General features: G+C 50.2%; 12 protein-coding genes and 1 tRNA gene. 6 read left to right on the top strand and 7 right to left on the bottom strand.

From position 1 onward, the window contains the following. Window positions 1-40 precede the first annotated feature (40 nt). Genes BN3003_RS01865 through BN3003_RS01855 form a run of 3 tightly spaced genes read right to left on the bottom strand, consistent with a single transcriptional unit; the run spans window position 41 to window position 2,642 of the window. Complete coding sequence (locus BN3003_RS01865; RefSeq protein WP_058305035.1) at window positions 41-1,012, bottom strand: S49 family peptidase; 972 nt, start codon at window positions 1,010-1,012, stop codon at window positions 41-43. 27 nt (window positions 1,013-1,039) lie between these two features. Beyond that, window positions 1,040-1,690 carry an HAD-IA family hydrolase gene (locus BN3003_RS01860; protein ID WP_058305034.1) on the bottom strand — a complete coding sequence of 217 codons (651 nt, stop codon included), beginning with the start codon at window positions 1,688-1,690 and terminating at the stop codon, window positions 1,040-1,042. Then, complete coding sequence (locus BN3003_RS01855) at window positions 1,659-2,642, bottom strand: RluA family pseudouridine synthase (protein ID WP_058305033.1); 984 nt, start codon at window positions 2,640-2,642, stop codon at window positions 1,659-1,661. The genes BN3003_RS01860 and BN3003_RS01855 overlap by 32 nt, the downstream gene beginning before the upstream one ends. 517 nt (window positions 2,643-3,159) lie before the next feature. On the opposite strand from BN3003_RS01855, the gene BN3003_RS01850 reads away from it, so the two are divergent. The 3 genes from BN3003_RS01850 to BN3003_RS01840 all read left to right on the top strand — a co-directional run bounded on the left by BN3003_RS01850 (window position 3,160) and on the right by BN3003_RS01840 (window position 7,141). Continuing rightward, on the top strand, window positions 3,160-6,129 hold the full coding sequence (locus tag BN3003_RS01850; RefSeq protein WP_082625487.1) for an Rne/Rng family ribonuclease: 2,970 nt from the start codon (window positions 3,160-3,162) through the stop codon (window positions 6,127-6,129). Between the two features lie 57 nt (window positions 6,130-6,186). Next, a tRNA-Asn gene (locus BN3003_RS01845) sits at window positions 6,187-6,262 on the top strand. Between the two features lie 447 nt (window positions 6,263-6,709). Next, entirely contained in the window at window positions 6,710-7,141 is a 432-nt protein-coding gene (locus BN3003_RS01840) for a hypothetical protein (protein WP_058305031.1), read from the top strand. Here BN3003_RS01840 and BN3003_RS01835 read toward each other — a convergent pair. Further along, complete coding sequence (locus BN3003_RS01835) at window positions 7,138-7,698, bottom strand: DUF1285 domain-containing protein (RefSeq protein WP_058305030.1); 561 nt, start codon at window positions 7,696-7,698, stop codon at window positions 7,138-7,140. The genes BN3003_RS01840 and BN3003_RS01835 overlap by 4 nt on opposite strands. Before the next feature lie 123 nt (window positions 7,699-7,821). On the opposite strand from BN3003_RS01835, the gene BN3003_RS01830 reads away from it, so the two are divergent. Continuing rightward, window positions 7,822-8,862 (top strand): metal-dependent hydrolase, encoded by a 1,041-nt coding sequence (locus BN3003_RS01830; RefSeq protein WP_058305029.1) that lies wholly within the window; start codon window positions 7,822-7,824, stop codon window positions 8,860-8,862. 55 nt (window positions 8,863-8,917) lie between these two features. Here BN3003_RS01830 and BN3003_RS01825 read toward each other — a convergent pair whose 3' ends face one another. Next, window positions 8,918-9,379, bottom strand: a complete 462-nt coding sequence (locus BN3003_RS01825) for a hypothetical protein (RefSeq protein WP_058305028.1) — start codon at window positions 9,377-9,379, stop codon at window positions 8,918-8,920. A 287-nt stretch (window positions 9,380-9,666) separates the two neighbouring features. On the opposite strand from BN3003_RS01825, the gene BN3003_RS01820 reads away from it, so the two are divergent. Further along, window positions 9,667-10,263: an NAD(P)H-dependent oxidoreductase gene (locus BN3003_RS01820; RefSeq protein WP_058305027.1), complete on the top strand. Its 597-nt coding sequence runs from the start codon at window positions 9,667-9,669 to the stop codon at window positions 10,261-10,263. Window positions 10,264-10,285: 22 nt separating this feature from the next. Then, a complete protein-coding gene (locus tag BN3003_RS01815; protein WP_058305026.1) occupies window positions 10,286-10,609 on the top strand; it encodes a putative quinol monooxygenase in 324 nt (107 codons plus the stop codon). A gap of 119 nt (window positions 10,610-10,728) precedes the next feature. Here the strand turns inward: BN3003_RS01815 and BN3003_RS01810 are convergent, their stop codons facing one another. Next, window positions 10,729-11,676 (bottom strand): hypothetical protein, encoded by a 948-nt coding sequence (locus BN3003_RS01810; RefSeq protein ID WP_058305025.1) that lies wholly within the window; start codon window positions 11,674-11,676, stop codon window positions 10,729-10,731. Window positions 11,677-11,724: 48 nt separating this feature from the next. Then, window positions 11,725-12,942, bottom strand: a complete 1,218-nt coding sequence (locus tag BN3003_RS01805; RefSeq protein WP_058305024.1) for an RtcB family protein — start codon at window positions 12,940-12,942, stop codon at window positions 11,725-11,727. Between the last annotated feature and the right edge of the window lie 117 nt (window positions 12,943-13,059).

The raw sequence follows: 13,059 nt of genomic DNA, 5'->3' as shown, positions 1-13,059 counted from the left end.
CTGTAAGCTTACAGGCCGCTTTGAATAGAGATTATAGGGTTTACCACGATGGTAAGGTCAAGGTGTCTGCCGCAGATTTCATTTGCATGCCGAATTGGCGTCCAAACGAGGTCGAGAAACTGTCTTTCGGGGTGTAATTGACCATCTCAGGTGCTTTGAACACATCGCGCGACACGCTGTAAACGCTGCCAAACTCATCTACCAAGCCGACTTGCTTGCCTTGGTCGCCGGTGTAAACGCGGCCGCTGAACACATCGGGGTTTTTGACTTCATCAATTTTCTTGCCGCGACCGAGTTTGACCGCGTCGACAAACTGTTTGTGGATGTCGGTGAGCATGGATTGCCAAATCGCGTTTTGCTCTGGTGTTTCTGGTGAGAATGGGTCGCCCATGCCTTTGTTGGCGCCGGCGGTTTTCATGCGTCGCTCCACGCCGAGTTTGTCCATCAAACCGGTAAAGCCAAAGCCACCAGAAATCACGCCTATGCTGCCGACCATGCTGGCGGGGTTGGCATAAATGGTATCGGCGGCGCTGGCGATGTAATAACAGCCAGACGCACACACGTCTTCCATTACCACCACCACAGGAATGTCTTTGTGCAAGGCTTTGAGGCGGCGGATTTCATCAAACGCCACTTTGGATATCACTGGCGAGCCGCCAGGGCTGTTGGCGCGCAAGATGATGCCTTTGACGTTTTTGACTTTGTACGCCGCTTCCATGCCCTCGACCAATTTGGTGGCGGTGTCATTGGTGCTGTCTATGGTGCCGTTGATGTCGATGACAGCGGTGTGCGCTTTGCCCACTGCTCCGATGTCTTTGCTACCGCTGACCATGGCGCTGATGAGGCCGAGAAACAACAATACCCACACGCCGCGCCATATCCATTTCCACAGATTGGCGCGTTGGTTTTGTTTGTAGACTTCGAGCAACAGTTTTTCGAGGGTGCGTTGCTCCCAAGTGCTGGCGTCAGAGCCGACTTGTTTGATGTCACCATTCGGTAATTTGATTTTCATAAGCCGTTTTCTGGGTTACAGGCCGCATTAAACATGCAGCCAAGTGGTCAATTGTTGGAAGTTGGCAAACATCGCCACATGCGGTGCGCTTTGCAAAGTCGGGATGTCGTGCGCGCCACAGGTGAGGGCAACAGCATCGCAACCGGCGTTGGCAGCCATGTTCAAATCGTGGGTGGTGTCGCCTATCATTAAGCAATCACGCGGCGCCAAACCCAATTCATCACAAATGCTTAAAATCATATCAGGCGCAGGCTTGGATGCACACTCATCCACGGTGCGTGTGGCCAGAAAAAAGCCACCGTCTAAGCCCACTTCGGTCAAGGCACGGTTCAAACCGCGGCGGCTCTTGCCTGTGGCCACGGTCAACCAGTAATCGGGTTTTAAACTCGGCAACAAGTCTTGCGCATCTTGAAACAGCGTCATGGTGTTGTCAGGATGCAAAAACAAGCGTTTGTAAGACTCGGACAAGGCTTCAATCTCAGTGGCCGTGGCTTTGGGTGCCAAGTATTGCATCGCTTTGGGTAAGGCCAAACCGATGATGTGACGGGCTTCGTGCTCGCTTGGTGCGGCCAAATCGTTTTCCATAAACGCCTGTTGCACCGCATGCACGATGGTGGAAGTGGAGTCGGCCAGTGTGCCGTCCCAATCAAAGATTAAGGCTTGATACGGTTTTTTCATCGCTGATGCTTTCTAAAAACTGGGTTAAAGCCTTGGGCAAAGGGGCGGTAAATTGCACCGGCTCATCGGTCATGGGGTGGGTGAATTTCAATTGGTGTGCATGCAAAAACATGCGTTTCAGGCCGGCTTTGGCCAGCTTCTTGTTCACCTCATAGTCGCCATAACGTTCATCCCCCGCAATCGGGCAGTGTTGCGCTTGCATGTGCACGCGGATTTGGTGGGTACGACCTGTTTTGAGCACGGCGCGTACCAAGGTAGCGGCCTGTAAGGCATTGGGCAGGGTAAATGGCTTCAAGACCTCAAATACCGTGTGCGCAAACTGGCCATCTTCGGCCACGCGCACCATTTTCTCGCCTTGCGCGCCAGTGTATTTAAACAAAGGCAGCTTCACATGGCGCACTTTGTCTGGCCACACGCCCACGCCCAAGGCAATATAGCTCTTGTACGGATGGTGGTCGCGCAGCAATTCGTGCAGTTTCACCAAGCACGAGCGCTTTTTGGCGATCATCAACAGGCCAGAAGTGTCTTTGTCCAAGCGGTGCACCAATTCCAAATAGCGCGCCTCAGGCCGCGCTTGGCGCAATTGTTCAATCACGCCAAAATTCACGCCGCTGCCGCCGTGTACCGCCACGCCGCTGGGCTTGTTAATCACCAATAACCATTCGTCTTCGTGCACGATGTCGAATTCTTTGGCAGGAGCGGCCTGTAAAGTGGTTTGACTGCGTTCAGCCACCCGTACCGGTGGAATGCGCACCACATCGCCGTCTTGCAAACGCGTGGTTGCTTGTGCACGCTTCTTATTCACGCGCACTTCACCAGCGCGGATGATGCGTTGGATGTGACTTTTGGGCACGCCTTTGAGGATTTTAATCAAGTAATTATCCAAGCGTTGACCCGCATCCTCATCGGCTATGGTTAAAAAATTAACTAAGTCTTTGCTTATTGAAACCATCTTGCTTATAATCTTTCAGCTTGTGTGTGGTTAGTCTTTTAAGTAATCCCAACAAAACTGCAAACAGGCTGTGTATTTTGAAAGCATATTTACATTGTGTTTTTAAAAGGCTAAAAATGATATTGTTCGCTGGGCTGTCACAGCGCGGCGAAAACATTGATGTTAACGTATTTATATATAAACAACAATCAATGCACTCGAATCAGCCTATGACATATTTGCTACCGGTGAATATGGCATTAAGTAATTAAGTTTGACCCCTTAAACATTTGATTTTTCTGGTCGTAAGACGCTGAAGCGCGCGGATGAGTGAGAAATCAAACTTAAGTAATAAGAAGACAGGTAAAGCATGGTGAGCACGGGCGGTCGTTGATCTTCGCCTACCACATCAGCTTGTAATATTTTAGCGCTTTGCGCATCGATCTTTTAGGCAAACTTCTTCAGGTCGGGTGGCCGGTAATGCCACTGTCAAATACTGATTGCGTGTGCCTCGCGAGTGCATAAAGCGAGGTTTTTCATGAAAAGAATGTTATTTAACGCAACCCAAGCGGAAGAGCTGCGGGTTGCGATTGTCGACGGTCAAAATTTAGTTGATTTAGAAATCGAAACGCTCGGTAAAGAGCAACGCAAAGGCAATGTCTATAAGGGTATCATCACCCGCATCGAGCCTTCTTTAGAGGCTTGTTTCGTCGATTATGGTACTGACCGTCATGGTTTTTTACCGTTCAAAGAAGTTTCCCGTTCGTATTTCCATGGTTATGAAGGCGGTCGTGCGCGCATCCAAGATGTGCTCAAAGAAGGCCAAGAAGTCATCGTGCAAGTTGAAAAAGACGAGCGCGGTAACAAAGGTGCGGCCTTAACCACATTTGTGAGCTTGGCTGGTCGTTATTTGGTGTTGATGCCTAATAACCCGCGTGGTGGTGGTGTCTCTCGTCGCATCGAAGGCGAAGAGCGTCAAGAACTCAAAGCGGCAATGGCCGATTTGAACGTGCCACAAGGCATGAGCTTGATTGCCCGTACCGCCGGCATAGGTCGCAGCACCGAAGAATTGCAATGGGACTTAAACTATTTATTGCGTTTGTGGGAGTTAATCGACCAAGCCGGTCAAGAACACCACGATCCGTATCTGTTGTACTTGGAAAGCTCGTTGGTCATCCGCGCCATCCGCGATTACTTCAAAGGCGACATTGGTGAAGTCTTGGTCGACACGCAAGAAGTGTTCGACGAAGTGTCACAATTCATGTCGTATGTGATGCCGAATAATTTGCACCGTGTGAAGCGTTACGAAGACAGCATTCCGTTGTTCAGCCGTTTCCAAATCGAACACCAAATCGAAACCGCGTTTTCACGCGAAGTGCGTCTGCCTTCTGGTGGCGCCATCGTCATCGACCATACCGAAGCTTTGGTATCGGTAGACGTCAACTCGGCGCGTTCTACCAAAGGCGCTGACATTGAAGACACCGCTTTCCGCACCAATAAAGAAGCGGCGGAAGAAATCGCGCGCCAATTGCGTTTGCGCGACTTGGGTGGCTTGGTGGTCATCGACTTTATCGACATGGAAAACCCGAAAAACCAACGCGATGTGGAAGCGACTTTGCGCGACGCCTTGCGTTTGGACCGTGCGCGCGTGCAAATGGGCAAATTGTCGAAATTCGGCTTGCTTGAGTTGTCACGTCAGCGTTTGCAACCTTCTTTGGGCGAATCGACCCATTCGGCCTGTCCGCGTTGCGGCGGCACCGGCTTTGTCCGTGGCGTAGAGTCTTCTGCGTTGCACATTTTGCGCATCATTCAAGAAGAGGCGATGAAAGACAACACTGGCGCTGTGCATGCACAAGTGCCTGTGGATGTGGCGACCTTCTTATTGAATGAAAAACGCGCCGAATTGTTTGGTATTGAAGAGCGTTTGGATGTGAATGTGGTGATGATTCCAAGCACACAGCTGGAAACACCGAATTACAAAATCGAACGCATCCGCATCGATGATGCCATCGAAGACGAAGTACCAAGCTACCGCAAAATTGAGGCAGCTCCTGAGGCTGAGCCTATTTTAAGTGCCCAAAAAGCCAAAATCCAAAAACCAGAACCTGCCGTCAAAGGCGTGAAACACGATGAACCTGCGCCAGAAGTGAAACCAGCGGCCAAAGTGGAAGAGCCAGCCAAATCAGGTTTCTGGGCCGGTTTGGTGAGCTGGTTTAAAGGCTTGTTTAATGGTGCTGACGAAACGCCTGCGGTAGAAGAAGCCGCGCCAGCAGCGACCAAAGCGCCTGCGCCAGCAAGCAACAGCGGCTCTTACAACAAGCAGCCGTATAAAAAACGTCCGAACCAACGCCGCCAGCAAAACCGCCGCGACGATGCCAACGACGAGATTGAAACCATCCGTCCTGAAGCCGATATTCCAGTGAATATGGAGCCTAAATCAGTACAACAAGGTGGCAACAATCCAAACAAACGCCGTCAAAACCGCCGTCAGCAAAACGAGCAAGTGACTGAAGCCGCGAGCTCAGCGACAGCAGTTCAGGCCGTGGCTGCACCTGTGGCCACAGATGCTGCGGAGGCTGGAGCCAGCGAAAGCAAGCCGAATAACAACCGCCGTCGCAACCAACGCGGTAAAGGCCAACAGCAAGAGCGTGGCAATCACCCGCAAAAAGCCAATGCCACCGACAGCAATGAGGTGTCGCAAGAGCAAAAACCATTGGTGATTCATTTGAATGGTGAACAGCAAGAGGCAGCAGGCAAAGGCAATAACCAAAAACGCCAAAACCGCAACCAACGCAATGAGCGTACTGACCGTCCTGTGCGCGCCAAAGATGTGATGCGTCGCATCAATGTGAAGCAAATTGCCGGTCGTGTACGTTCTACTGCTTACACGGTGTTGGTGGATGAAGGCTTGATAGTGCCTAAATCACAGCGTCGCCATGAGCGCGGTGGTCAGCAACGTGGCGCGGGTCAGATAGACATCAATGCCATTACTGCCCACGTACAAGTGGTTGCCGCTGAGGTATTGGGTTTGCCTAAGCCGGAGGTCGCTGTGCCAGTGGCCAAGCCACAAGCGCCGGTAGCGCCAGCTGTGGCTGAAAATCGTGCCGAAGTTGTGGCAACACCGGCAGTGGCTGTTGTTGCCGAGCAAGCGGTTGCGCCCGTGGCAACGGCCGCATCTGTGGTGGCGCAAGCTGCCGCAGCAGTGAAAGTGGCTGCACCTGTGGCCGTAGCCGCGACCGCAACACCTGTTGCCGCAGCTGCTAAAGCGGCTGTTGCCAGCTTGCCGACCATTACGCCTGTGACTTTGGATGTCGCTGCTGTGGCTGCGGGCATTGATTTGGGCGACTTGCAATGGGTACAAACTCAGGCCGATTTGGTTGAGCCGTATTCGTATGCGCCCGCTGCCATCACCGGTTTGCGCCGCGCAGATGTGCCAAAAATCGAGGCGAATGAAGCAGTTGCGCCTGCAGATATGGTACAGATTGAAACAAATCGCGATTATTTGTGATTTATTTGCAGAAAGTGCTTGACGAGTTACTGATGTGACCCTATAATACTTTCCTATTCCCTGATAGCTCAGTCGGTAGAGCGACGGACTGTTAATCCGCAGGTCCCTGGTTCGAGCCCAGGTCGGGGAGCCAAATATAAAAACCCAGTTTGCAAAAACTGGGTTTTTTGACGTCTGTAGGATGTGAATGGCGCTTGCTTGCCAAACCACTCATCTGAATAGAGTGTTTGAATTCTAAGTATTGGTTTATCCATACTTACAGGCCGTCTGTGAGTATGGAAGCGGCCTGTAAACCAGTATTTGCATCAGTTTGAGATGTTGAGCACGATTAAATTACTTTAAGACCATACAATTGCCATATCTAACTTGTGCTTTTGATGATTTCCATCCCCAAAATGACTAGTCACTGATGACTGCATCTGATTTAAACCAGCTTTCTAAATCAGTTCTCCCCATATTTCAAAACGTGCACTCAGTAAAAGCGGCCTGTAAAACACAGCACGTATTTTCACGCCCACTTCACCCGTTTGGCGCTTGGCATGGCTATGATGGTGAATATATACACCACAGGAGCACGGCCATGAAATACCAATATGGGTTGTTGGCACTGGGCTGGCTGTTGTTGACGGGCAGCGCCGCTGCTTGTGGTTGTGGAGGTGCGGAGTTGGCAGGTGAGGCCTATCGCTGGTCTGCGGATGTGCGCTTGGAGTGGCTGTGGCATGGTTGGGCGATGACGGCGGCGGTGTTTGCGTTTTACCTGTTATTGAGTCTGGCCAAGTTTTCCAGCCGCCGCTTTATTGCCTATTGTGCGCTGGCGGCAATGCTGAATGTGGCGTTGTCCTTGAGTGTGTTTGATTCGGGGGCTGATGTGGTGTGGGAGGTGTATCGCACTGAACATGCGTTGCTGCTGCACATGTTGTTGTGTGGCTTGCCTATCGTGCATGCGCTGTATCAATGGTGGCATTATCTGCGCGCTGCTACTGAGCGGCCTGTAAATGATACACAGGCTTAAAATGCGCTGTTGTCCAAGCTGAGGGTTTGCACACTGTTGCCCATGGGGATGCGCAACACGGTTTGCTGGCCGTGTTCTTGCAATTCACTCCACGACACGATGTGGTAAAACGCATGGCGGGCGATGCGGGCATCCAGATTGGCGCGGATGGTGACATAGGGTTTGAGCTCGCCTTGATATGGGCGCATTTGCAATACATGCTCGCTATCGAGCACGATGCGGTCTTGATTGGTGGTGAGGCACTCGATGTAATGGCCATCGGCCAGCGTTAACAAATTCACTTCGGCAATGAACAACGGCGCGTCTTCGACTTGAATGCCAATTTTTTCCACCGGCGTTTTGAGAAAATACGCATCGCCTTCGCGCCACAACACCGTGGCAAACAAATCAATCAGTTTTTGGCGCGTCATGCGTCGGCCTTCGTGCCACCACTCGCCATTGGCCTTAATCAGCATGTCCATGTCGCCACAAAACGGTGGTTGCCATTGTTCCAGCGGTGGAATGCGGCGTTCGCCTTGGTATTGCGCCAAATGTTGGCTGATGAGATTGAAATCCATGTCGTCTCGTTTGCGGGTATGGGTTATGCTCAGTGTGTTGCAGTGTAAGTGTTTTTGCGCGAGCGGGCTAGATGCGGCCTGTAAACCTGTCAGCGCAAGTCTTGTAGAAAGTGGATGTGAAACATGGATTCTGTTACCCAATTGGTGACTGGCGCCTTGCTGGCAGCAGCAGTGGTGCCCGCGAAACACCGCCGTGCCGCTTTGTGGGCCGGTGCGGCCTTGGGCACTTTGCCCGATTTGGATGTGTTGCCCTTGAGTTTGCTCAACGACGATCCGGTGCTGAAAATGACGGCGCACCGCAGCATTACCCACAGCTTATTGATATTGCCTTGGGTGGCAACGCTGATTTGGTGGTGGTGCAAACGCAGCAACGGCCGGGTGGCCGAGGCACCGAAAGCATGGTGGTGGGCCATCTTCTTGGGGCTGATTAACCATCCCTTGCTCGATTGTTTTAACGCTTATGGTACGTGGCTGTTTTGGCCGCTGGGCGAGGAGGCCATCATGTGGGGCAATATGTTTGTCATCGACCCTTTGTTTACCTTGCCGCTGCTGTTGGGCTTTGTGTGGATTGCCATTAAGCCGCTGTCGCGTTACACCGGCAAGGTGATGTACGGCGCCATCGGTTTGAGCGTGCTGTATTTTGCGTGGTCGCTGGCGGCGCAAATGTGGGTGATGCACAAAGTCGATGCGCAACTGGCCGAACTGGGTTTAGAAGACGCACCGCGTTTGGTCACGGCCACGCCGTTCAATACGCTGGTGTGGCAAGTGATAGTCATGCAGCCCGATGGCGTGTTAAGCGGCAGCTACTCCATCAGCCAAGACGCGGCAGATGCGCCGATTGCCTTGCAACACACGGCCAGCGATGCCGCAGTGCTCACCAAAATACCCGACAACGTGGCTTTGCAACGTTTGCGCCGCTTTAACCAAGGCTATTTCATTGCGCACGAACAAGATGGGCAACTCATCATCAGCGATGTGCGCATGGGCAGAGCGCCGCATTACACCTTTAATTTCGCCATTGCACGCTTACACAATGGTGTGTGGCAAGAGCTCAGCCCGCCGGTGCAAATCCAAGACCGTCCGGATGTGAAAAAAGAATGGGGCTATTTGCAACAGCGCTTGTGGGGCGGTTCTGTACCAGTACCAGAGGGCAATACCCCATAATGCACAAGCGGCCTGTAACTGTTTACAGGCCGCTTGGAACGACAAACCAGCAGGTTTAATAGCTGTAGCACTTGGTTGGCTTGGGCGCAGACACATTCTTGGCGCTGATCATGTGGGCCAAATCTGAGCCCTCACTGATTTCTCGGTACACCGAGTATTGGCTGACGGTGACCGTGGCCGTGCCTTTATAGCCGCAATAGCCTTTTTGGGCAGGACGTTTGCTGATTTTAAAGGTTTGCGCGGCGGCTTTTTGGTTGCGAAAGCAAAACCATGGCGTGCGTTCATCGCCTTTTTTGCGCGGAATCAACTTGGCGCTGGCACCTTTGGCGACAAAACACACCACATCTCCTTGCACTTCATCGTCAAAATCACGCGAGTATTCGCCGCTGACGGTGATTTGGCCAGTGTAATCATCATAAATGCCGTCAGAATTGCGTTTGAATTTCAAACCTTCGGCGCTGGACAGCGCAGGTAAGGTGAGGGCGGCAACCGCCAGCAAGGCAAGCATGGTTTTCATAGCGACTCCTGAGTATAGAGGGGCACAACATGGTTGATGTTAAGTGAAGATGCGGATTGTCGCAATCTAAGTCATTCATCTGCAAGCATAATGCGCTTGCTTATTGGGGTTGATGCAGAGTGAAGATGCGGCCTGTAAGCTGGCTTTGGCCTTGTGTGTCGCCGTTTAAGCTGCTTATTGTTGATTCTCAGTCATTATTATTTTGCGTATTGTTGCATTTTTCTCATGAAATAATGCTGTTACAGTGCACATCCATAATGAATCCCAACCGATATAGGCAATATCACATGAGCAAAATTTTGATTTTGAATGGCGGCAAACAATTTGCCCATTCCAATGGTGAGTTAAACGACACCTTAACCGTTTTGGCAGAACGCGTATTGAGCGATTTGGGCCATCAAGTGCAAATCAGCCGCGCCGACAGCGATTACGACATCGCCGCCGAAGTGCAAAAATACCTGTGGGCAGACACGGTGATTTACCAAATGCCCGGCTGGTGGATGGGCGCGCCGTGGACAGTGAAAAAATACATCGATGAAGTGTTTACCGAAGGCCATGGCAGTTTATATGCCAGCGATGGCCGCAGCCGCGCCGATGCCGCCAAAAAATACGGCTCAGGCGGCTTGTTGCAAGGCAAGACTTACATGTTATCCTTGACTTGGAACGCACCACTGCAAGCGTTTACCGACCCCGAACAGTTTTTCCACGGCCTTGGCGTTGATGGCGTGTATTTGCCGTTTCACAAAGCCAATGAGTTTATCGGCATGAGCGCCTTGCCCACTTTCATCGCCAACGATGTGATGAAAGTGCCGGAAGTTGAGCGCTTCCAAGCCGAATACACGGCGCATTTGCAACAGGTGTTTGCTGTGGCTCATGCCGAATAACATCTCAGACGAAAGAGAGCACATGTTAACCGTCATCGCAGACATCACCGTGCACGCCGGTGCGGCGCACAAACAAAACGTGTTAAACGCGTTTGCCAAAATGATACCGACGGTATTGCAAGAGCCGGGCTGTCATGGCTACCAATTGCTGCTCGATCACGACGGTGGCGTCGACTACCAAAGCCGCGACAGCAATGTCATTATCATGCTCGAACATTGGCAAGACATGGCCGCATTGAACACGCATTTGCAAACGCCGCACATGCAAGCCTACCAAGCCGCAGTGGCCGACGATGTGGAGCACATGAAAGTGCGCATCTTGGAAGCGGGTTTGCCGCAGCGTTAATGTAACGTGTAGCTACATATCTAAAAGCGGCCTGTAAGGATTTACAGGCCGCTTTTGAATCATTAGCTAATAAATTGGGGGGAGTAGTTAAGAATATTAATATTAATATTAAATAGTAACTAACAAAGTTTAATAATTTGATGAAGTTTGTTGTACGGTTTAAGGTACGTAAGGTCTAAAATTTTTCTACCGTAGGATAAACATAATTTATCATCACACATTGTTAATTTTAGCTTACTGCCTTGGGAATACTTAAATTGAATTTCTTGAGTGATTAATGAATTGGGCTCCATAAGTGATGTTGCTAAATTATTTAATAATTCATTTATATCTATAAACATACCCGTGGTTATTGAGTTTGTGCCACTACCAGAAACACCAAATGGCGACATGTAATAGTTATTTCTTATTAGTAATGGCGTATTAATATCAGCATTTCTAAGAAGTTTTACACTGTCCACAGAGCAGATGTCATGAGTCAATTCCCTAACATTTTTTAAGCGGTATGGTTCAAGTATGCCTGGCCAGGAGTCATAGATGGATTCCAAGAGGCTGAAATTGTAAAAATTCCCTGAATCATGAGGCAAAATATCAATTAAGCCAATCCATTCATCTGAAACAATTGCAAAAAGCCAGCAATTATTTTTGCGACTGTTTAAAAAATCTGAGGTGTTATTGAAATTAGCGGTTGGTAAATGAAAATGATGAATTCCAAAATGTGCAAGAAATTTGTCTGTTCGTTGTTGACTCCTTGCGTTACTAGTGTCATTTGTTTTCAGTGTATTGGATAAATACGGATTTATATTCAATCCATATTGAGCTTGTCTTATAAATCCAATCAATGCTCTCTCAGTATGAAATTTGAGTTTGTTAGGAAATGATTGAGTGTAATAAATTTTTCGTGGTCTCTGTTTAATGTAGCGAAAGTTATAATCGAGCCATCTTAAAGCAACTTGTACGTAATTATTGCTATCTCCATTGAACGTAAGTTTCTCTTCTTTAATTCTATCTGCAAAAATAATTGCCAAATTATCTTTTAGATTGTGGAGTATCTGATTCTTATTCATATTTTTCCCTTATTGTGCATTGTGTTGAATATCATTAGTTTCTTTAAATCAGCCTTTCACACACAACACCTGTTTCAAGGTATACACCACTTCCACCAAGTCGGCTTGCGCTTGCATCACTGCATCTATGTCTTTGTACGCCATCGGAATTTCGTCGATGACATTGCTGTCTTTGCGGCATTCCACGCCTAGTGTGGCGGCAACTTGGTCGTCTACTGTGAATTGGCGTTTGGCCTCGTTGCGGCTCATGATGCGGCCGGCGCCGTGGCTGCAGCTGTTGAAGCTGTCGGCATTGCCTTTACCGCGCACAATAAAGCTTTTTGCGCCCATGCTGCCGGGGATGATGCCCAATTGGCCTTTGGCTGCCGATACCGCGCCTTTGCGCGTCACATACACGTCCTCACCGAAATGGCTCTCTTTTTGCACATAATTGTGGTGGCAGTTAATCGCTTCCATATGGGTTTGAAATGGTTTGGTGATGATTTTTTGCATCACCGCAATCACGCGCTGCATCATCACCTCGCGGTTGGCTTGGGCAAAACGCTGCGCCCAATCCACGGCCTCGACGTAATCGTGGAAATGTTCCGAACCTTCTTCAAAATAGGCCAAATCTTGGTCGGGCAGGTGCACATTGTTGCGCTCGGCATCTTGCTTGGCTTTTTCGATGTAACGGTTGCCAATGGCATTGCCGACGCCGCGTGAGCCTGAATGCAACATCACCCACACGCTGCCGTGTTCGTCCAAACAAATTTCGATAAAGTGGTTGCCCGTACCCAAAGTACCCAAATGGTTGTGGTTATTGGTGTTGGCCAGTTTCGGCTCTTTCACGCACAAAACCTCAAATTCGCCTTTTAATTTCGCCCATGCCTGATTCACTTCTTCGGGCGGACGACCCCACGAGCCGGTATCACGCTGTTTGCGGTTGAATTCGCGTCCGTGTGGCACCGCTTGTTCGATGGCCAAACGCAGCGGCAACAAATTGTCGGGCAAATCGGCGGCGACCAAAGTGGTTTTGCACGCCATCATGCCGCAACCCAAATCCACGCCGACGGCGGCTGGGATAATCGCTTTATACGACGGAATCACCGAGCCTATGGTGGCACCTTTGCCCAAATGCACATCGGGCATCACGGCAATGTGTTTGTAGATAATCGGCAAGGACGCGATGTTGCGCAATTGTTGTTCGGCGGCGGCCTCTACCGGCACGCCTTGCGTCCACATTTTAATCGGCACGCTGTGCTCGCTGATGATTTCGTTGTAATTCATATCGTTCTCACTTTTATCATTTTTATCAATAAGGTGTTTGCACCGCAGCGGATTTGCCAAGGTCGAGAGGCTGCGGTACAAACTGACAGGCCGCTTAGGGCAGGCTGTTGTAACAGA

Source organism: Vitreoscilla massiliensis (genome assembly GCF_001457815.1).
GTDB lineage: Bacteria > Pseudomonadota > Gammaproteobacteria > Burkholderiales > Neisseriaceae > Vitreoscilla > Vitreoscilla massiliensis.
Note: the sequence above shows the minus strand (reverse complement) of the source record. Positions and strands in the feature narration are given on the sequence as shown.

Coding starts and splice junctions, on each gene's coding strand:
- BN3003_RS01840 (WP_058305031.1), top strand. CDS start 6,710: ATGAAATACCAATATGGGTTGTTGGCACTGGGCTGGCTGTTGTTGACG.
- BN3003_RS01860 (WP_058305034.1), bottom strand. CDS start 1,690: ATGAAAAAACCGTATCAAGCCTTAATCTTTGATTGGGACGGCACACTG.
- BN3003_RS01855 (WP_058305033.1), bottom strand. CDS start 2,642: ATGGTTTCAATAAGCAAAGACTTAGTTAATTTTTTAACCATAGCCGAT.
- BN3003_RS01815 (WP_058305026.1), top strand. CDS start 10,286: ATGTTAACCGTCATCGCAGACATCACCGTGCACGCCGGTGCGGCGCAC.
- BN3003_RS01820 (WP_058305027.1), top strand. CDS start 9,667: ATGAGCAAAATTTTGATTTTGAATGGCGGCAAACAATTTGCCCATTCC.
- BN3003_RS01865 (WP_058305035.1), bottom strand. CDS start 1,012: ATGAAAATCAAATTACCGAATGGTGACATCAAACAAGTCGGCTCTGAC.
- BN3003_RS01825 (WP_058305028.1), bottom strand. CDS start 9,379: ATGAAAACCATGCTTGCCTTGCTGGCGGTTGCCGCCCTCACCTTACCT.
- BN3003_RS01810 (WP_058305025.1), bottom strand. CDS start 11,676: ATGAATAAGAATCAGATACTCCACAATCTAAAAGATAATTTGGCAATT.
- BN3003_RS01850 (WP_082625487.1), top strand. CDS start 3,160: ATGAAAAGAATGTTATTTAACGCAACCCAAGCGGAAGAGCTGCGGGTT.
- BN3003_RS01805 (WP_058305024.1), bottom strand. CDS start 12,942: ATGAATTACAACGAAATCATCAGCGAGCACAGCGTGCCGATTAAAATG.
- BN3003_RS01835 (WP_058305030.1), bottom strand. CDS start 7,698: ATGGATTTCAATCTCATCAGCCAACATTTGGCGCAATACCAAGGCGAA.
- BN3003_RS01830 (WP_058305029.1), top strand. CDS start 7,822: ATGGATTCTGTTACCCAATTGGTGACTGGCGCCTTGCTGGCAGCAGCA.